The organism is Rubritalea profundi (assembly GCF_002954445.1).
In the GTDB taxonomy this organism is placed as follows: domain Bacteria; phylum Verrucomicrobiota; class Verrucomicrobiia; order Verrucomicrobiales; family Akkermansiaceae; genus Rubritalea; species Rubritalea profundi.
In genome coordinates this window covers 1599954-1619937 of sequence record NZ_MQWA01000001.1, presented here as the reverse complement: position 1 = coordinate 1619937, position 19984 = coordinate 1599954, and the positions used below count along the sequence as shown (strand labels likewise).

At 49.6% G+C, this 19984-nt stretch carries 16 protein-coding genes and 2 pseudogenes; 8 read left to right on the top strand and 10 right to left on the bottom strand.

Annotated features, from left to right (window positions below; all coding sequences use genetic code 11):
- The first annotated feature begins 39 nt into the window (after positions 1–39).
- Entirely contained in the window at positions 40–1032 is a 993-nt protein-coding gene (locus tag BSZ32_RS07035; RefSeq protein WP_105042785.1) for a hypothetical protein, read from the top strand.
- A gap of 154 nt (positions 1033–1186) precedes the next feature.
- A complete protein-coding gene (locus BSZ32_RS07030; protein ID WP_105042784.1) occupies positions 1187–2254 on the top strand; it encodes a DUF21 domain-containing protein in 1068 nt (355 codons plus the stop codon).
- 421 nt (positions 2255–2675) lie between these two features.
- Here BSZ32_RS07030 and BSZ32_RS07025 read toward each other — a convergent pair whose 3' ends face one another.
- Positions 2676–3827: an alpha-hydroxy acid oxidase gene (locus BSZ32_RS07025; RefSeq protein ID WP_105042783.1), complete on the bottom strand. Its 1152-nt coding sequence runs from the start codon at positions 3825–3827 to the stop codon at positions 2676–2678.
- Positions 3828–4336: 509 nt separating this feature from the next.
- On the opposite strand from BSZ32_RS07025, the gene BSZ32_RS07020 reads away from it, so the two are divergent.
- The 3 genes from BSZ32_RS07020 to BSZ32_RS07010 all read left to right on the top strand — a co-directional run bounded on the left by BSZ32_RS07020 (position 4337) and on the right by BSZ32_RS07010 (position 8335).
- Complete coding sequence (locus tag BSZ32_RS07020) at positions 4337–6013, top strand: ribulokinase (RefSeq protein ID WP_105042782.1); 1677 nt, start codon at positions 4337–4339, stop codon at positions 6011–6013.
- A gap of 11 nt (positions 6014–6024) precedes the next feature.
- Positions 6025–6720 carry an L-ribulose-5-phosphate 4-epimerase AraD gene (araD, locus tag BSZ32_RS07015; RefSeq protein WP_105042781.1) on the top strand — a complete coding sequence of 232 codons (696 nt, stop codon included), beginning with the start codon at positions 6025–6027 and terminating at the stop codon, positions 6718–6720.
- Positions 6721–6802: 82 nt separating this feature from the next.
- Positions 6803–8335 (top strand): sulfatase family protein, encoded by a 1533-nt coding sequence (locus BSZ32_RS07010; RefSeq protein WP_105042780.1) that lies wholly within the window; start codon positions 6803–6805, stop codon positions 8333–8335.
- A gap of 77 nt (positions 8336–8412) precedes the next feature.
- Here BSZ32_RS07010 and BSZ32_RS07005 read toward each other — a convergent pair whose 3' ends face one another.
- The 6 genes and pseudogenes from BSZ32_RS07005 to BSZ32_RS06975 all read right to left on the bottom strand — a co-directional run bounded on the left by BSZ32_RS07005 (position 8413) and on the right by BSZ32_RS06975 (position 14074).
- Complete coding sequence (locus tag BSZ32_RS07005; RefSeq protein ID WP_105042779.1) at positions 8413–9192, bottom strand: SDR family oxidoreductase; 780 nt, start codon at positions 9190–9192, stop codon at positions 8413–8415.
- Between the two features lie 75 nt (positions 9193–9267).
- Positions 9268–10670, bottom strand: a pseudogene (uxaC, locus tag BSZ32_RS07000) (glucuronate isomerase).
- A 4-nt stretch (positions 10671–10674) separates the two neighbouring features.
- Positions 10675–11760 carry an Ldh family oxidoreductase gene (locus BSZ32_RS06990; protein ID WP_105042776.1) on the bottom strand — a complete coding sequence of 362 codons (1086 nt, stop codon included), beginning with the start codon at positions 11758–11760 and terminating at the stop codon, positions 10675–10677.
- Between the two features lie 7 nt (positions 11761–11767).
- Positions 11768–12262 carry a gluconokinase gene (locus BSZ32_RS06985; RefSeq protein WP_105042775.1) on the bottom strand — a complete coding sequence of 165 codons (495 nt, stop codon included), beginning with the start codon at positions 12260–12262 and terminating at the stop codon, positions 11768–11770.
- 4 nt (positions 12263–12266) lie between these two features.
- On the bottom strand, positions 12267–13247 hold the full coding sequence (locus tag BSZ32_RS06980) for an NAD(P)-dependent oxidoreductase (protein ID WP_105042774.1): 981 nt from the start codon (positions 13245–13247) through the stop codon (positions 12267–12269).
- A 59-nt stretch (positions 13248–13306) separates the two neighbouring features.
- A complete protein-coding gene (locus BSZ32_RS06975; RefSeq protein WP_105042773.1) occupies positions 13307–14074 on the bottom strand; it encodes a substrate-binding periplasmic protein in 768 nt (255 codons plus the stop codon).
- A gap of 482 nt (positions 14075–14556) precedes the next feature.
- On the opposite strand from BSZ32_RS06975, the gene BSZ32_RS06970 reads away from it, so the two are divergent.
- Complete coding sequence (locus tag BSZ32_RS06970) at positions 14557–15741, top strand: DDE-type integrase/transposase/recombinase (RefSeq protein WP_105042772.1); 1185 nt, start codon at positions 14557–14559, stop codon at positions 15739–15741.
- A 121-nt stretch (positions 15742–15862) separates the two neighbouring features.
- On the opposite strand, the gene BSZ32_RS06965 is transcribed toward BSZ32_RS06970, so the two are convergent.
- Positions 15863–17152 (bottom strand): Gfo/Idh/MocA family oxidoreductase, encoded by a 1290-nt coding sequence (locus BSZ32_RS06965; RefSeq protein ID WP_105042771.1) that lies wholly within the window; start codon positions 17150–17152, stop codon positions 15863–15865.
- Between the two features lie 179 nt (positions 17153–17331).
- Between BSZ32_RS06965 and BSZ32_RS19690 the strand changes: the two genes are divergently transcribed.
- Entirely contained in the window at positions 17332–17967 is a 636-nt protein-coding gene (locus BSZ32_RS19690) for a sulfatase-like hydrolase/transferase (protein WP_240610577.1), read from the top strand.
- Between the two features lie 12 nt (positions 17968–17979).
- Positions 17980–18789 (top strand): annotated as a pseudogene (locus tag BSZ32_RS20205) (sulfatase-like hydrolase/transferase); the annotation flags it as partial.
- A 577-nt stretch (positions 18790–19366) separates the two neighbouring features.
- On the opposite strand, the gene BSZ32_RS06955 reads toward BSZ32_RS20205, so the two are convergent.
- Together BSZ32_RS06955 and BSZ32_RS18750 are read right to left on the bottom strand one after the other, a co-directional pair.
- Positions 19367–19702, bottom strand: coding sequence for a hypothetical protein (locus BSZ32_RS06955; protein ID WP_105042770.1), 336 nt, complete (start codon positions 19700–19702; stop codon positions 19367–19369).
- A gap of 90 nt (positions 19703–19792) precedes the next feature.
- The coding region (locus BSZ32_RS18750; protein ID WP_165788703.1) for a hypothetical protein at positions 19793–19984 on the bottom strand (192 nt) is incomplete at its 5' end.

The following is a 19984-nucleotide window of genomic DNA, read 5'->3' as shown; positions in this document are numbered from 1 at the left end:
CGCGCTATTTATGACTGCCATCTTTGTACAAAACGTATAATGAGTGCGTTAGTCGATCTTGCCGATATATTTTTTTATGCCAAGATGATTGCCATGAAGTGTCTATTTTTGTTTTTTATGTTGGTTGTTGTTAGTGCAGCCACTCCCTCTCGCGTGACCTGGGATTCCGAGGTGTTTTTGGGAGTAAGTGATGTGCAATATGCGGTCATGCGTACCCACCATGACACATTGGGCAGCTACTACGCTGACGAATCTAAAACCTATTTCGATGAGTACAGTCTGGAATCGGGTAAACGAATCGCTAGCACGCTCCTGAAAACGCATCGAGTTTCTATAGATGTTGATGATTCGTCAAATGTAACGGTGACGAATACTCCTGAAAATAAAGAGCTTAAATTGGCAGAAATTTGGACTAAATACAATGTGTCGCTGGCTCCTAAGGCTATGCCAGAATGGGGAAGCCGCCTGCAATGGGGAATCCAGGGTATACGTCTAGATGATAGCGCCGAAGTAACCCCAATTTATAGTGCTGAACTCAAAGAGAAATATGATTTGGAGCAGCACAAATTGGAAAGTGATGAACTGCTAGGTATCATCTCACAAATTGTCGTCGAAAAGGGAGCTGTTTTTCTAACCTTAGCGATCGATTATTCAAACGGAGGCGATGATGGAGGAGGGATGAGCTCAAAGGTTGTTTATATTCCAGCAGCTAAAGCAAAGCGCTTGCTGGATTGGACGCTGAAGGAGGAAATCTACCTGCAGGCTGGAAAATTTGAGACCAAAGAAGACGCCCAAGCATTCGCAAAAAATCTCACTCAAGTGTCTGAGCTCAATAAAATTTATTATCCGAATATTAAGATATGGTCTAAGCCGGGGACCTCGGACAACCTAGTTTACTTGGTCGTTCTAGGAAACGCCAAAGCACAGATTCAGAACGATAGAGTCGAAAAATTGAATCAGACGCTTAAAGTTCATTTGGTTCCAGTTTCATCAGAGCCATTATTGGATCGTTTCCCTCTGGAGAATGAATAACTAGAGTGTATCACATCCCTCTACACACTTGATTATCGAAGTGGTGACAATCTAGATGCTATTCACTGAATACTTTTACTGGCGCTTTTCAGCTTAAATGCTTAGTTAGTTGTAGTAAAAGTACGGCAAGGGCCGAATAAATTAGAGAATATTCATGGAGCAGATTTGGATTTGGGTAGGCATTGCCTTTTGTTTGTCGCAGTCGGCGATGTTTTCGGGGCTAAACTTGGCCCTGTTTTCATTGGGCCGAATGGGCCTAGAGGCTGAGGCTGAGAAGGGGAACAAGGCGGCGGTATCGATCCTCAATCTACGGCAGGATTCCAACTTATTACTGTGTACTATTTTGTGGGGAAATGTCTCTGTAAACGTATTGTTAGCATTGCTTACTGATAACATATTGGCAGGTTTTGGTGGCTTCGTGCTCTCAACAGCGGGAATTACCTTTTTTGGAGAGATTATCCCGCAGGCGTATTTTTCACGCAATGCGCTGAAGGTGGGTGCCAAGCTCACTCCAGTGATTAGATTTTATAAGGTTTTTCTCTACCCCTTGGCTAAACCCTGTGCCTTGATTCTGGATGGTTGGATTGGGCCTGAGGGACCCTCGTTCTACCGCGAACGCGATATCGAGATCATCCTTGAGAAGCACATCGATGAAGATGATAGCGAGATCAGCGCTAATGAAGGGCGTGGTGCGCTCAACTTCCTAGCGCTCGACGACCGTAAGATCTCTGAAGAGGGAAGTGTGATCAAGCCAAGCACGATCATCAAGTTACCGACGAAAATGGATCTCCCAGAGTTTGCCGATTTCAGTACCGACAAGGGAATGGCATTTCTCGCGAGCTTAAAGATAAATCCAGCAAAGTGGCGGGTGATCACTGATGAGAATGATGTGCCTCTAATTGTGTTGGATACGCCTGAGTTTTTAGCGCGCTATATGGCCTATGACGGGGAGGTGGATATCTACCGTTTTTGTCATCGGCCTATTTTGGTCAAGGATGTGGACGAAACTCTAGACCTAGTGTTAGGGGAATTTGTTGTAGAAGCAGACGACCGCAATGACCATGTGGTCGACCAGGACGTGGTGCTGTACTGGACGGATGAGCAAAAGCGCATCATCACCGGTGCTGATATTTTTGGACACCTGTTGCGAGGTATTGCCCAGCGTGTGCCGATGGATCCGTTAGATCGAGCTGAGGAAAGTGGTCTCAGACCTGAGAGCTAGAGTCGCTGCGCTCCAATTAGGAATCAGGAATTAAGAATTAGGGATTAATAATTCTGCTGCAGAGGTTTCCTCTCCTGACGTTTCGGAAAAACTATCCCAGCCAAAACATTCGTGGGATTGGTGTGATTCGTGGTAGAGGGTTTCATTGGTCTAGCAGCCCAACCCAAATCTGTTTAATCAGTCTAATCTGTAGTCGAAACTCGTTTCATCATTCTGGCGGCTTTCGTCTTTTTCGCGGTAGAAAGACTTCCATAGTGTCGGCAAAAAAAGCGATCATGCTCGTTGTTAGAAAGCGGCTTCACCACAAAACACATTCTGGAGCATGACCGCCATAGGGGTCACTGGTTTGAGTTCCAACGTATAGACGAAACAAGCTGACATCGTCGCAGAGATGGCCGCCAAGTCTATAAAAAAGGGATGGCTATTTAGAGATAAGATGGTTTGGGAAGTCAGCCACTTTTTCACAAGCGATTTGTTCCATCACCTGCTGAATCTGACGTTTTAGCATGGTGAAAGTATGGTGGCCACCATTTTTGCCGAGGGCGCCAACTCCGTACATTGGTGTGCGGCCTAGGAAAGTGAAGTCTGCTCCAGAAGCTAGAGCGTTGGCTATGTCTGGACCTGAGCGAATTCCTGAATCCATCATGATCTTGATCTGCCCCTTGAACTGCTGAGCTAGCTCAGTGAGTGGGACGATGGTGGACTGGCCGGAGTCGAGCTGACGGCCACCGTGGTTGGAGACGATCATGCCGTCGAGGCCGAGCTTGATTGCAGTCATGGCGTCCTCTGGGTTGACGATGCCTTTGATGACGATGTTGCCCTTCCACTTGTCCCGGATTGGTTTGATCTTTTCTTCGTTGAGACGGCCTGAGAACGTTTTGTTCATGAACTGAGCCAAGTGCTTCATGTTGAGTCCTTTCGGGATGTACTCTTTCATGGTCTTGAACTCAGGGGCTCCTGCTGCGAGTTGGCTGAAGGACCACGTAGGATGCGTGCACATCTGGAAGATGTTGCGTGCTGTCATGCGTGGAGGAATGGAAAGACCATTCTTAATCTCCTTTGGGCGGTAGGCAAAAGTAGGTGTGTTAGCGAGGATGACCAATGTGCGGCAACCGGCTGCCCATGCGCGCTCAAGCAGCTTGTCGCGCAGCTCGTCTTCGGCTGGGTGGTAGAGCTGGAACCAGAATTTGCCCTCTGTGATCTCAGCGACTTTTTCGATACTCGCGGTGCCGACCGTGGAGAGCACGAAGGGGACGTTGTGGTCGAAGGATGCCTTGGCCAGAATCTCGCAACAATTGGGCCACATGAGCCCCTGCAGGCCGACTGGAGCCATACCGAATGGAGCGGCATAGGTCTCGCCAAAGAGTTCAGTCTCTTGCGAAGCGCCTTTGTAGTCGCGGAGGTAGTAGGGCTTGAGCTGAACATCGCGGATGTCAGCCGTGTTGCGAGCGAGGTTGACCTCAGAGAAGCAACCGCCATCGAGGTAATCGAAGGCGAAGCCTGGCATGCGCTTCTTTGCTTGTGCTCGGAGAGCCTCCACTGACGGGAAGCGTGAGTCGAAATAATCAGTCATGATTTATTTTAGTCTTAAAAATGGTTGGGAAATGGGGAAGGACGGCTTTTCCTCTTCTGAAGAATTTTGTCCGTCAGTGCGTAGCATAGAGAGAGATTTACTCTGTGAGATTGATGTCAATGTGTAATACAGGTTTAGGTTGATGTTGAAAATTTGCAAGTATTGATCGTGACAGGGGAATTGGGAATTCAGAGTTCCGGTTAGAACATAGGCGGCTCTTTTACTTGCTTGTTCTCATTCGTGAGATCTGTGTGGCTTCGTGGTAGAAGTCGCTTTGCTTCAATGAAGGATTAGGAGTTACGAATCAGGAGTTTTTGCTGTCGTTTTTTCGCGTTTTTCGTGGTGGGATAGTTTTATCGTAGTGGGAAGTTTCATCGCACGGGCTCGCAAAAGTGAGTAGAAGCTAAGTGATAAATCGTATGAAATGGGATTTATTTCTGGCTTGATAGAAGCTCAAAAATTGTCGTGTACTGTGAGCATAATTAGTAGAAAGTACCGATAGAAATATTATGTCAGCGTACTCAATTGGCCTCGATTATGGCACCAACTCATGTCGATCATTATTGATTGATTTGGATTCTGGAAAGGAACTAGGATCAGAAGTTTTCAATTATCCATCAGGAAAACTAGGGATACTCACGGATCCAAACGATCCCAATGTGGCTCGTCAGAACCCTCAAGATTATATTGATGGCTGTGAGAAGATCATCCGTGGCGCAATCGCTCAGGCTCAAGCAAATGATCCAGACTTTTCACCGTCAAAGGTCATCAGCATAGGTGTCGATACTACTGGGTCTACTGTGATCCCAGTAGACGCTGCAGGTAATCCCTTAGCATTTGACCCTCAATTTGCAGATAATCCGAATGCCAAAGTATGGCTTTGGAAAGATCACACCGCTTTCAGAGAAGCCGAGCAGATTACTAAATTAGCTCAGGAAATGCGGCCGCAATATCTAGAAAAATGTGGTGGCACGTATTCTTCTGAGTGGTGGTGGTCAAAAATTCTACGTGTCCGCAAGACCGACCCCGCAGTATTCGACGCGGCATTCTCGTTTGTCGAGCACTGTGACTGGCTCACGGCTGAACTCGCTGGCGATACCAACCCGCTCACGCTAAAGCGCTCAATCTGTGCCGCTGGCCATAAGGCAATGTTCAATGACCAGTGGGGAGGTTTGCCAGATAAGGAGTTTCTATCAGCGCTGGATCCAGCTCTAGCCGAGCTTCGGGATCGACTCTATGAGGATGCCCATGCATCTGATCAACTAGCCGGAACGTTATGTAAACAGTGGGCAAATCGCTTGGGTCTCGATGAAGGGGTCGCGATAGCGGTTGGTGCATTTGATTGCCACATGGGGGCTGTAGGATCAGGAGTTAAAAAAGGAACTTTAGTCAAAGTTCTGGGGACTTCAACCTGCGACATCACTGTGGCTGATAAGGGCATTGCGGATGTACCTGGGCTCTGTGGGCAAGTGGATGGGTCTGTTGTACCTGGCATGATCGGAGTGGAGGCTGGTCAATCGGCTGTTGGGGATTTGTTCCTCTGGCTGGTGAACCACATCGTTCCTGATAGTTACGGTGCTGATAGCGGCGCAAAGTTTGCTGCGATGGGAGAAAAAATTTCCAAAATGAAGCCCGGCGAAAGCGGGCTGTTAGCGTTGGATTGGAATAATGGCAACCGGTCGGTGCTCACCGATGTCAGACTCTCTGGACTTATGTTAGGACAAAGCTTGCACACCGAAGCCCATGAAATCTACAGAGCCTATATTGAAGCCACAGCCTTTGGAGCCTACACGATTATCAAGCGGATGGAGGAGTTTGGAGTGGAGATCAATGAGGTGGTCACCACTGGTGGCCTTTCGCTAAAGAATCCTACTTTGATGCAAATATACGCGGATGTGATTGGCAAGCCTATGAAGGTCTCAGTCAGTGAGCAAACCTGCGCGCTAGGTGCTGCCCTGTTTGGTGCTGTATCAGCTGGCTATGGAACGCTGGCTCAACTGCAAGCGAAAGTCGTGAGTTATCATGATCGGGTGTATTATCCGATTGCTGAAAACCAAGTGGTCTATAGCCAATTGTTTGAACTCTACAGCCAGCTTCATGATGGATTTGGAGTCACGGAGTGGCGTGGGTCGATGGCTAATGTAATGAAAGAGCTGATGGATATCCGCGAGCAACAACGAAACTAACAGAAAAATTTATGACTGAAGATTTAAAACAGATGGTCGTCGAGGCCAATCAAGCACTTGTTAGCTCAGGATTGGTCGCGTTGACTTGGGGGAATGTCAGTGCCATCGACCGTGAGTCGGGGCTCGTCGCCATCAAGCCTAGCGGAGTTGCCTACGAGGAGCTAACCACGGAGAGTATTGTGGTGCTCAATCTCGACAATGAGGTGGTGGAAGGAGATCTACGCGCATCATCAGACACCAAAACCCACCTAGAGATTTACCGAAACTTTAAGGACGTGGGAGCAGTGGTTCACACCCATAGCCCGTCAGCTACAGCCTTCTCTCAGGCTGGAGTTGGGCTTGCTTGCTTGGGAACTACGCATGCAGATCATTTCTATGGCGAGGTACCCCTTGCCCGCGCCCTAACACCTGAGGAGGTGAGTAGCGATTACGAACACGCTACTGGAGTGAGTATCGTGGAACGTTTTGCAGAATTAGAGCTCAATCCTATGGAGGTGCCCGCTGTGTTGCTAAAGCATCATGCTCCTTTCACCTGGGGGAAGAACGCAGCCAAAGCTGTCGAGAATAGTATAGCGTTAGAAATGTGTGCAAAGATGGCGCTGATGACCTATCAGCTCAATCCAGACGCGCTGCCGATCCCGGAACACATACTCAATCAGCACTATCTCCGAAAGCACGGCAAGAATGCCTACTACGGGCAAGGCTGAGTATGTGCTAGAAATAAAGTTGTCAGTGCAAGACAGGTTTCTTTAAATGTGACGTACTAAATACGAGTCACATTTAAAGCTAATGAGAAAATCAATCAATTCAATGAGATCTGTGGTGGGCGCCGCAATAGCGGGCGCTTTAGCACCATTTTTAGCGACCACCTGTATCGGGGCATCACAGCCGAATGTGTTGATCCTTTATGCGGACGATCTAGGCTATGGCGACCTCACTTGCTACGCGAGTGAGAGCAAAATCCCTACGCCTAACCTTGACCGCTTGGCTAGCGAGGGAATGCGGTTCACCGATGGCCATTCGTCATCGGGGATTTGCACACCATCGCGCTACGCCTTACTCACCGGGCGTCACCACTGGAGAGACTTCCACGGTATTGTGAAGGCCATGGGCGATTCTGTCTTTAAGCCCGAGCGCCTGACTTTCCCTGAAATGATGCAGGAAAAGGGCTACCATACAGCAGCGATTGGCAAGTGGCATCTTGGTTGGGATTGGAATGCAATTAAGAAGTCGGAGGCTCCCAAGGGTAAAACACATTTCAGTAGTTATGATTGGAGTAAGTCAGTGCCCAATGGACCATTAGCGCATGGCTTTGACTATTATTTCGGAGACACTGTGATTAATTTTCCTCCCTATGCATGGATCGAGAATGACAAGTTAGTTGTTGCTCCCGATTCGATGCTAGATACTAAATCGTTCAAAAAAATAAAAGAAGGATCATGGGAAATGCGCAAGGGGCCGATGATTAAAGGCTGGGACCCATACGAAAATATCCCTACCACCACCGCTAAGGGTGTCGAATTTATCAAGCAGCAAGCAAATGAAGAAAAGCCGTTCTTTCTCTACTTTGCTTACCCATCACCGCACGCTCCAATTATCCCGAATGATGCCTTCGATGGGAAATCCGGAGCGGGTGCCTATGGTGACCTTGTGGTCGAGACTGATGATTCAGTGGGGCAACTGCTCAAGGCCTTGAAGGATTCGGGACAGGAGCAGGAAACGATTGTTATTTTCACCGCTGACAATGGCCCAGAGCACTACGCCTATCCGCGGGATGAAAAATTCGGTCATTGGTCGGCAGCTCCTTTGAGAGGTCTAAAGCGCGATATTTATGAGGGCGGCCACCGGGTTCCGTTCATCATCAAGTATCCAGGGGTGGCAAAGGCGGGCGCCGTGAGCCATTCATTGGTTTCTCAGATCGACCTGATGGCCACTGTCGCGGGTGTGATTAGATACGCATTGCCGGATAAAAACGCGGCCGAAGACTCACATGATATCATGCCAATTTTGAAGTCGCCTGAGAAGTCGGTTAGGACAGCACATGTGCACAATACCTTTAAGAACGCCTACGCCATGCGCCAAGGTGACTGGGTGTTAGTAGCTGCCAAAAGTGGCTACCATTCAAAGCGAAACAATGCTTGGGAAAAAAAGAATAACTACCCCGCAGATTCCGCATCAGAGTATGAACTCTATAACATTAAGAATGACATAGGGCAGCGCCATGATCTAGCTGGAAAGCACCCAGAGAAAGTGAAAACACTGCAAGCTCTTCTCACTCAAATTCGACAGCAAGGGTACTCAGCACCACGACTTTCCAAGTAGAGGGGCTGTTTACCGTGAGCGCATTTTCAGACATCGTTTCGCGATGTCTGAAAAGCAAACTCCTTGGTGATCTATAGCTAGATTGACATCGAGTCGAAGCCGCCGTCGACGACCATTTCGTGGCCGGTGATGAAACTTCCAGCTTTGTTAGAAGCGAGCAAGATGGTAGCCCCTGTTAGTTCGTCAGGGCTGCCAAATCGATCCATCGGGGTGTGTTGCATGATCGACTCGACTCGGGACGGATTGAGCACTGCTTTGTTTTGTTCGGCTGGGAAGAATCCAGGTACGAGGGTGTTGACGCGGATGCCTTGGTCGGCCCACTCGCGTGCGAGGTTCTTGCTGAGATTGTGCACTGCAGCTTTTGAGGCTGAGTAGGAAAAGACGCGGGAGAGTGGATTGAGGCCGGAGATCGATCCCAGGTTGATGATGCTTCCTTGTTGCTCGTTATCTAACCAATGCTTAGCAAATACTTGGCAACCGTGAAGTGTGGCAGTGAGGTTGATGTTGAGAATGTTGTTGAACTCCTCAGTGGTGATTTCTAACACAGGTGTGGGTGAGTTGATTCCTGCGCCATTGATCAGGATGTCAACTCTACCTGAGCGCTCTAACACGGAGTCTAGCACTTGTTGGATGGAGGCTTTGTCAGCCACGTCGGCTGCGACGAAGTAGGCTGAGCCGCCCGCTGCTTCGATTTGCTGGATTCTGTCTTTAGCTTTCGCTTCTGAGCGACCAACGAGGACGACATTAGCGCCTGCTTGAGCTAGGCCTAGGGCCATGTGGCCACAGAGTTCGCCAGTGCCGCCGATGATAACGGCGACTTGGCCGTGAAGGTTGAATAAATTTTCTAAGAAATGCATAGGTAAAATAATGTGTGGTATTTATTGAAGAGGATGAAGGCCGTTTTTCTAGTGATGAGCCAGCTCAAGAGGAGACTACCATGAGAAGTAGTTTTTCGGATTGTTGTAGCAGATGTCAGCAATCAAGGTTTTGAGTGTTGCTGGGTCGCACGGGATTTCCCCAGCCTCTGCCGCCTTACCAATGTACTGGCAGAGGAGTCTGCGGTAGTATTCATGGCGGACGTAGGAGGTGAAGGAACGTGAGTCGGTGAGCATGCCGATTGATGTGCCAATCGCTCCGAGCGAGCTGAGGATGTCGAATTGCTCACGGATTCCGCGGATGTGATCGAGGTGCCACCAGGCTGGGCCGTACTGGAGTAGTCCCTGGGCTTTTTCGTTCTGAAAGTTCTGCAGAGCGCAGCAGATCGGTTCGGACTCCACGGGGTTGAGATTGTAGACGATGGTCTTGCCGAGGATGCCTGCGGAGTTTAGCGCATCGAGAAAGCTGATGAGCTTTTCTGTCTGTGGCTTACTCCCCATAGTGTCGAATCCGCTATCTCTACCAGTGATTAGAGAGGTGGATGAGTTGACATTACGTTGTGGGCCGAGGTGGAGCTGCATGGTCCATCCGGCTTGATGGTTCCATTCTACCACGTGCTTGAGGATGGCGTAGGCGAATGCTTCCCACTCGTCATCAGATGCTGCTTGTCCGTTGAGAGCGTTGCTGAAAATACTTTCTAGTTCAGCTTCAGAGGCATCGCGTTGCGGTGCGTATGAAAGTCCGTGATCGGAGAGTCGGCAGCCGTGGTCTTGGAAATGCTGGTGTCTGGCTTGTAGGGCGACGACAAGATCTTTAAAACTATCGATGCGATTGCCAGTGAGTTCCCCCAGCTTTTGAAGCCATTGGTTGTATTCAGCTGGAACCTGCACGTTGTGCGCGGTGTCTGGTCTGAATGTCGGAAGCACGCTGACTGTCGAATACTTGTCTGCTAGATCTTTGTGCTGGGCGAGCGAAGCGTCGGGTCGTCGGTGGTGCACACGCGTACGACGTTGAACTTTTCTAACAATCCGCGCACGCTGAGTGTGGAGTCATTTAGAAGCTGCTGATTCGCTGTATTCCAGATCTCTTCCGCAGTGTCCTTACTGAGTGTGAGGTGGATGTTGAAAACCCGCTTGAGCTCGAAGTGTGCCCAGTGATGTACTGGGTTTCCTGGAGCGAGGGGCATGATGCTGGCGAAGGCTTCGAATTTCTCCCAAGGGCTAGCTTCACCGGTGATTCTGGCTTCATCGATCCCGCAGGCCCGCATCAGCCGCCACTTGTAGTGGTCGTGCTTGAGCCAGAGCTCCCAGAGGTCTGAGAAGCGGTGGTCGTCGAGTATTTCACCTTCGGGAAGATGAGTGTGGAAATCGATGATAGGCAGCTCGGCAGCAGTCTCGTGGTAGAGCGTGCGTGCTGTCGCTGTGTCGAGGAAGACGTCCTTGTGGAGATATTCAGTCATGGGATTAGCTCACTGGTTCTTTTTTGAATGCTGGGAATCCTAGGGATTCTGCGATCTCGTTGAGCTCGTCAATCTCGGCTGATGAGAAGAGCAGGCCACCAGCGGCTTCGGATCTTTTCGCAGCTTCAGCTTCTAACTGACCTGGTAGCAAGCTGCGCTCGTTGCCTTCCGTGAGGATGTTGTCGATGACTGCTTTGATGTTCTCCGTCTGGTCTCTGCCGCAGGCAAAGTCGCCACCAGAGAGCGCGTCGGGGTGGATGATCTGGAAGAAGAAGGAGGTGGTTGATTTTTCGTCAGCACTCGGAGACGTGCGCCCACGGTGGAGTGGCAGTGATCCTCCGATGTAGGCGGCTGTTAGCTCATTGATCAATGACATGCCGTAGCCTTTGTGTGCGCCAAATGGTAGTAGGGCGTGCACCTTGTTAGGGTCGGTTGTTGGGTTGCCGTCTGAGTCTACTGCTGCCAAAGGTGGGAGAGTTCCTCCCTCGCGTTTGAGCTGCTGGACGCGGCCCATGGCGCAGGTGGAGGTGGCCCAATCGATGGCGATTGGATATCCTAGAGCTTCTGTGGTTGGGAAGCCCCAGCTGTGAGGGTTGGTGCCTAGGGTTGGGGTCTTGCCCATGAAGGGAACCACTTCCGCGAGTGTGGACGTGCAGTTCGTGTAGGCGATGTAGCCGCGCTTAGCTGCCTCGATCACATAGCCACCACCCCAAAGGTAGTGGAAGGCGTTGTCGACTGATACGATTCCTACGCCGTAGATCTCAGCGAGTTCCATTGCTCTTTCAAAGGCGCGTTTTGCCACTGATTGGCCGAGTTTTTTGTTGGAGTTCCAGACTTCAGTCGCTTTGAAACGAGACTCGAGCACCTCGATCTCTGCCTTGGGGACGCAGCCGCCTTTCGCCGAGCCAAAGAGGTCGTCGAGGTGAAGAGCCTTGAGGGCGTTGTGTGTGCGGTTGCCGTGCCAAGTCGCTGCGGCTGCCATTTCAGCGGCTTCATCAGCTTCTTGTTTATCGTATCCTTTTGCCTGATAGGCAGCAGAGACGAGCTCGTTGTGTTCTGTGACGTTGATCTTATAAAATGTTTCAGACATGGAAGTGTTAGGAAAGTTGTGCCAACGCGTCTTTGAGCAGAGCGGCGGGCGATTGTTGTATATCGAGAGTGATGACACCAGCTTCAGCGCTAGGGTCTTCGAGTGTGTCTAGTTGGCTATCGAGCAAGGCATCGCTCATGAAGTGGTCGGTGGTCGAACTGCGATCATTGAGCCGAGCACTGAGAGTGGCCTTGTCTCCAGAGAGATGGATAAAGCGGACGCCATTAGCTAGCCGTAGAGTGTCCCTATAGCGGAGCTTCAGGGCCGAGCATGCGATCACGCACCCGTCTTCGTGGTTCTTGAGTTGGCGAGCTAGCTCTTCTAACCATGGCTGTCGGTCGTCATCGTTGAGAGCTGTCCCACTCGCCATTTTTTGGATGTTAGAAGCCGGATGGAAGTCATCACCATCCAGAAATGGGAGGTGAAGACTATCGGCAATCATCTGACCAACGGTGGATTTCCCACAGCCAGAGACGCCCATGATGACGAGTCGAACAGGCATGCTATTATCGGTTTACGATGTTTGCGCAGGCGTCAGGACCTTGCTCAAGGATTGTGATGATGTTTTGAGCGGCAGTTGACGCCATTGCAGCGTTTGACTCCTCGGTGTTTGAGCCCACGTGTGGGGTGACTAGGATGTTTGAAAGGCCGCGGAGGTCCTTGGCTGCATCTTGTGGCTGGTAGGGTTCTTGCTCGAACACATCGAGAGCTGCACCTGCGATAGTGCCGTCTTGCAGTGCGTCGTAGAGGTCATTCTCGCAAACTAGCGCACCGCGTGCCGAGTTGACTAAAATGGCTGATGACTTCATTGATTTGAAGAACTCGGTATTAGCAATGTGCTTGGTCGCTGGGACTACAGCCATCAGGAGAACGACGTAGTCGGCCTCGGCAAGAGCCGCTGCACGATCGGTTGTGTATTTACTGAATCCGACGCTTTCTTTAAGGTCAGCAAAGTCTTCCTCTGGACGGATGTCGACACCAGTCACATCCATGCCAAAGCCGTAGGTGAGTTTCTTACAGAGTTCTTGGCCGATTCTTCCAAAGCCGAGGATAGCAACCTTGCGGCCGCGTAGTTCAACACCACCTTGCGGTGCCCATTCTCCTGCAACTGTAGATTTGTGGGCTGTGTGAAGGTGGCGAGCAGAGCTGCCGATCATCCAGCAGGCGTGCTCGGCCACGGCGTTGTCCAGAACTCCTGGTGTGTTGGCTACGTGGATGCCATTCTCGCTGGCTTGATCTTTATCAATGCTGTCGTGGCCCACTCCGTAGCGCGTGATGATTCCACCTTTAGGAAGAGCTTTGTAGAGAGCTCCGGTGTAGGGGTAGATGTCAGCAATGAACGCTTGGATCTGGTTGTCCTTGATCGCAGCGGAGAGCGAATCTTCGTCTTCGGCTACAGGGACAAAATTGTAGGCAGTCTCACTATTGAGGCGCTCAAAGGTCGATTGGGCTTTGTGGTAGGAAATCTCTGATACGTAGATGGTCATTTGCAAACAGCCTGCCGTATGTATGGATTTACCACAACTTCACTTTGCGACACTTAGGTTTACTTTTTGAGGCCGTCTATTTTTGGTGGTTGGGTCTCTCCGTCGACCTTGATTACTGGTGCTCTTGCGTCCGAGAGCTTGTGTTTGAGCATCATTTTCTGCACTTCACCGCTTTCATAGAGATTGTGAAAAGCTTTCTCATAGTGCTCTTTGAGCTCAGACTTGTTGAGAGCAAACCCTGTATAAACATTCTCAAGAATGACGCCGTCGATGATGACAAAGTTTTGCTCGAGCTCAAGTGATTTCCATAGGAACTGGATGTCTTTTTTAAAATCAAGAACCGCATCGACTCGACCTTTTTTAAGCATCAGAAGCATAGAATTTAGGTTGTTCTTTTCTGAATATTTGATGGGGGTTTTGAAGTAGCGATCGAAGGCGTAGGCATTTTTGGCGACCACAACTTTGTTCGTTAGTGACTCGAGCCCTTTCCAGTTGGCAGCCAGATCTTTATTGAGAACGGCGCTGATAGAGTCTGTATTGGTGGGGTATTTGGCAAGATAGACCGCCGGGACGTCCTCGGGATATGCACCCAATAGGATGTCCGCTTTACCAGACTTCAACATCAGTAGTGAGCGCTTGAAGGGGACGAATTCAAACTTGAGTGAGTACGCAGGAGCTGGGAAAATGGCTTTCAGTAGGTCGATGTAATAGCCACGCTCATCCTTCGATGTGTAGCCCTCCCATTCATCTGTGGCGACAATGATCTCTTCCGCACGGGCTGCGAATGTGAGCGTGAAACTCACCATTATGCTTAAAAAGGCTTTCATGGACTAAGCAACATAGCGGGAATCTTCTAAGCTGTGAACTAAAATCTGGAGCTGCAGATTTATACTCACCCTATTTTCAAGGGTGCGTTTCCCGTTTTCCTGACCAGCCAGATGAAGCGTTTCTACCGCGAAACACGCGAACAATACGAAAGAAAAAACTAGTAACTCGTAATTCCTAATTGAAGCGCAGCGACTTCTACCACGAATTTCACTAATCGCACGAATGATCGCTAGTTCGGTGAAGCGGTGAGCCCCCCCCTGTGAGCGCCAAGCCCCAGCTTGGTAGACTTGACCAGCGCGGCACGTAGAAGAGTGCTTCCAGCCTCTTTGCTCTAAGCCAGCATATTGAAGCGAGTTTCCACCACCGCGAAACACGCGAACGATCCGAGGTCCGGGTTCAAAACATAGGTAACAGATTAGGGTCAATACATGGGTAACACTTTGGCATGATCAAAATGTCTCTAAACTGAGACTGTCATGCCATGGAAAGATACCCAAAAAATGGACCAAAAAATAAAATTCGCCCAAGAAGCGCTGCACACTATAGCAACTTCCTTGAATTGTGCAAAAAATACGAAATTAGCCGGAAAACTGGTTATAAATGGAAAGAGCGTTACGAGGCATATGGCTCCTCAGGTATGGCAGATCAAAGCCGCCGTCCGCACAGTCATAGTACGACGCTAAGTGAGGATGTAGTCTGTGAGATAATATTACTCAAGAGTGCTCACCTCAAATGGGGACCTGTGAAGATCCGAGAGCTGTATCGTCGCAAGCACCCCCAAGGCATTTTACCTTCTGAGAGCACTTTTAAGAGAGTCTTCAAGAAAGCTGGACTGATCCAACGAAAAAGAACAAGAGTGGTCACAAATTCATCACGTCTAGCCAAAGGGATTAAAGCCGAAGCGCCAAACGACACCTGGACCATTGACTTTAAAGGTTGGTGGAAAGATGCCAATGGATTGAAAGTTGAACCTCTTACCGTCAGAGATGAATACAGCCGTAAGATTCTTGATGTTCGACTAATGAAGAGCACTAAGACTGAATCTGTTCGAGTCGCATTCGAGCTTTTGTTTAAAAGTTATGGGATGCCTAAGGTTATCCGTAGCGATAATGGGCCACCTTTTGCTAGCTCTAACTCCTTGCTAGGGCTAAGCCGCCTCTCTGCATGGTGGCTAGCGCTAGGTATCGATTTGGAGAGGAGTCGACCAGGCTGCCCGCAAGACAACGGAGCTCATGAGCGCATGCATTTAGATATTTATCGAGAGCTCCAAAAAGAAGGGATCGGATGGGATCAATCAGCCTTCGACATATGGAAAGATGAATATAACAACCTCCGGCCACATGAAGCGCTAGGGCTACAAAACCCAGACGAAGTGTACACAGCCAGTACATCTAAGTACTCCGGCACCCCTGACGAACTAGAATACGAAAACATGGTAAGCCGCCGAGTGCATAAGCAACTTGGAACAATAAGTTTCGAGGGAGAGTACTACAAACTCACCAGCGCGCTAGGTGGCTGGAAAGTAGGGTTAAAAGCTGTAGAGTCGGATCAAATCGAGGTGTGGTTTAGTCATCAATTGCTGGGTCATATAGATCAGGAAACTCGACAATTTAGCGCCTTAGCAATTAATCTAAGAATCGCTAGCAAAGAGCACGAAGAAGTGTAACCCTAACCCGAGAAAATGTAACCTATGTATTGAACTGAAAGTGTTACCTATGTTCTGACCGTACCATCCTGCTGGAATTATTAATTGTTCATTGTTCATTCTTAATTGGAGCGCAGCGACGTTAGATCGGCAGCTTCCATTTCTCACGATCTGGCTGGCTGATTAGGCTGTTAGCGAGATCGTTGTCGAGGAAGCGCATGGTTTTTGGATCGAATTTGAGGTTGCTGTTGATGCGGTGGGCTATCTTTCCAAGATTAACTAAGGTGCAGGAGTTGAAGCCATTTTCCTCGTTGAGGGCGAATTTCTTCTTCTCGCGTATCGCTTGGTGGAAGTCGGTGACCTGAGGAGCTGGCTCAGGCAGGCTTTTTACTTTTTCGGCGAAACCTGCGACGTCAGATTTGAAGCCTTTGAAGATTTTCCCCTCTGCGCCTTCGATGAAGGCCGCGTCTTTGTCCTTATTCTCACCATCCAGAATGATCTGGGTGCCATCGGCATAGGTGTAGGTGATCCGGCGCCACTTACCTACGGCGTCTTTGTCCTGCGGGTCGGCATCGATTTCTACTGAGACTGGTAGTTCCTCGTCTTTTCCGAGGATGTACTGGATTGGGTCGAGGTAGTGCTGGCCCATGTCACCTAGTCCACCACCATCGTAATCCCAGTAGCCACGGAAGGTGCCGTGGGTGCGGTGGGCGTGGTAGGGTTTGTGTGGAGCGGGTCCGAGCCATGTGTCGTAGTCGAAGTGCTTCGGTATCGGTTGTTCGACAAGGTTGGTTTTACCCACCCAGCCGAATTTCCAGTTGAATCCGGTGTGGCCTGAGAGTGTGACTTTGTATGAGCCCTTGCCGATGAGTCCACCGTCGAGCGCTTTTTTGACTTGGCGCGCGGTGACTCCCGACCCGTAGAAGTTAGATTTGAAGCGGAACCAGGTGTTGAGGCGGAAAGCAACGTCCGCGTCTTTGATCGCCTTTTTCATGGCAATGCCTTCGCCGATAGTACGGCTCATGGGTTTTTCTCCCCAAATCGCTTTACCGGATTTTGCTGCGGCAATGGCCATGTAGGCGTGCCAGTGGGGAGGGGTGGCGGTGTGAATGATGTCGATGTCATCGCGGGCGATAAGCTCGCGGAAGTCGTGGTAGGCTTTGACGTCGTTGTTGCCCTTGGCTTGGACTTGTTTCATGCGGGAGTCGAGTCGCTTAGAGTCGACATCGCAGAGGCCAAGAATACGGCCGGGCATCCTAAGGTGGGATGAGCAGATGCCGCCACAGCCGATGATAGCACGGGTGAGTTCCTCACTAGGAGGGGTCTGGCCGTTGAGTCCAAGGAGACGGCTAGGGACGATAGAAACCGTGGCAAGTATCGCTAATTTCCCGAGCGCTTGCCGGCGATTGATGAGGTTTGGTAACTGGTCCATTAGATCATCTACGCGGCTAGTAAGAACATTCTAGCATGAAATTTTTCTAAAGTGTCTAGCGCTAGAATTCATAGGAGGACTGAGTCTTTACAAAGCTATTTGCTAAAAGTGGATCTCGTGTTTTAAATCTAATTTGCTGTTTGAGTTAGAATGCTACTTAGAATAGGTACTTAATTTGAATGCTCAAAAGAACTCTTGTAACTATCCTCAGCGCTGTGTCGTTAGGCCACGCTGCTGAAAAACCTAACATTGTTGTCATTTTGGCAGATGATATGGGCTTCGGTGAGCTTTCATGCCTCAACTCTGAAAAGGGGAAAATCAAGACACCTGAGTTAGATGCGATCGCTGCCAGTGGGATGGTACTTACTGACGGCCATAGTGGGTCGTCTGTCTGCACCCCGACGCGTTACGGTCTGATGACTGGCCGTTACGCATGGCGTACTCGCTTGCAGTCAGGTGTGTTGACTGGTGGAAATTCTTTGATTGCAGAGGAGCGGCTGACAGTAGCAAAGCTGCTGACAGTAGCAAAGCTGCTGAAACAGCAGGGTTACGATACAGCCATGGTGGGGAAGTGGCATTTGGGTATGTTGTTCGATGGGAAGAAGGTGAGTGGAAAAGTACCAGTGGGCACCAAGGTCAGTGAGGGGCCTATCGAGCGCGGTGGCTTCGACGAGTTTCATGGCTTTCACCATGCCCGACAAATGAGCCTTTGGATCGATAATAAAGAAGTCACAAAGAATCTTGAAGCTGAACAGATGTTGCCAATGCTGACCGAATCAGCAGTCAAATACATCGTGAGCCGTAAAGGCAAGTAGAAGCCATTTTTTCTCTATGTGCCGTGGAATGCCCCGCATTCTCCAGTCGTGCCTACTAAGGAATGGCAAGGGAAGAGCGGCCTAAATGCGCACGCTGACTTTGTGATGCAAACGGACCATAGCTACGGCCAGGTTTTCAAAGCACTGAAAGAAAATGGATTGTTAGGGAACACTCTAGTCATCTGTTCCGCGGACAATGGAACATCGGCTCGGACATCAAATATGGATGAGCTGAAGTCGAAAGGGCATTTTCCTAGCGCTGGTTTGAGAGGGTCAAAGGCCGACCTCTGGGACGGTGGACACCGGGTGCCCTTTATCGTCAGCTGGAAGGGCCACGTGGAGGCCGGTTCTAAGTCTGATAAACTTGTTTGCCTCACAGATTTATTGGCGACTGCTGCGGATGTTGTCGGTGCCGAGCTACCAGCGAGCGAGGGTGTGGACTCTATCTCGATGCTGCCGCTGCTCACAGGGAAAGGCGAGCACCAGCGTGGCGATGTGATTCACCATTCGATCTCAGGGTTCTTTTCTATCCGCCAAGGGAAGTGGGAATTATTGCTGACTCCTCGTCCTGAGGTGGCCGCGAAAAAGGGTGAGCCGATGATTCAGCTCTATGACATGGAGGCCGACCTCGGGGAGCAAAATAATCTAGCCGCAAAAATGCCAGAAAAGGTGAAGGAGCTGAGGGCTCTGCTAGAGAACCAAATAGTACAAGGCCGCAGTACTGTAGGGGCTGCGCAAAACAACGATGTCGCTATTGATGTTGAGAAGCTTTCTAGGTTCAAACAGAAAGCAAAGAAAAACGCCAAGAAGAAGTCAAAGTAAGTAAGTCGATAGAAAATCTAACGGCCGATTTAAAATGATAAAAAGAACTCCATTGATCCTGTCCTCCATTTTTGTAGCGCAAGTGAATGCTGCGCAATCCTGGGAAATATCGACTGACGCGCAGTAAGTCTCCATTTCGGACCATGCCTCATCGGGGGGTGTGTTTTAGTCATATTGTCTCTTATTTTTCTTATTAAGGTAAGAGCGACTGGCACGGGTGCAAAAGCGGGATGTTTAGTGAGCGGAAGGTTGCAGTCAGGTATTCGGGAGTTGATCCCACGATAGTGCTTTCCGCATCGGCTCAGTCACGAATTTGAGGAGTAATCTCAGTGAGATTCTCAAGCCTAATAGACCTTGAGCACCCCTTCCGTGTTGCTGCACATTCGGGTTTCGAGAGAACACTAGCATATCTAGTAAATGCGCTCCCATGCCAGTTGCATGAATAACTTCATACTGTCACGAATGCTAGATGGGGAGATGCTTTTAGACAGAATTTACAAAATTGGCAGAATCACCGTCAAGAGTACGAATCGTACTTCTCCAACGGAATTATTCATTATTCATTGAAGCGGTGACTCTACTCGAGGTCGATCCGCCGGATTGCTTGTTTGAGGAATGCTTCCCTTTGGCTGTGCTTTTTTTGCAATTCTGGGTTTTTAGCCGCCTCTAACTGGCTTTGAGTTCCTTTGAGGAGCTCATGGAGCCAGCCACGGATCATCACATAGTAGCGTGAGTCTGTGCCGTATTTGGCGATAGTTTCGAGCGATGCTTTCTCATCTGATTTTTTGAGAGCCTGCTGGATTTCTTGAACCATGGTTCCTATACGTATGGGTTCTTGGTCGCTATTTTCAGCGGCTTGGATGACGAGTGCGCTAAGTAATAAGGTGATGCAGATTTGTAGTATTTTTTTCATGGAGGAGTTAGGAAGGTTTGCGGAACAAAAAAGTCCCTTGCTAGAGGCTAGGTAATCTAGCAAGGGATGAGAAGAGATACTTTGTAGCAGTTAGTTGAGCACTCGCTGAAGCTGGATTTCATAGCTGTCGTACGCGGAGTCTTTTGGCGCAGCGGCTGTGAGTAACCCTTTGGCTGGGTCGAGCGTGAAGAGGGTGTCACCAATTTTTAGTTTGTTTTCACCCTTGATTTCCCATGCTCCAGCGAGGGGGAGATGTTGCAGCTTAACATCGTTGTTTGGATT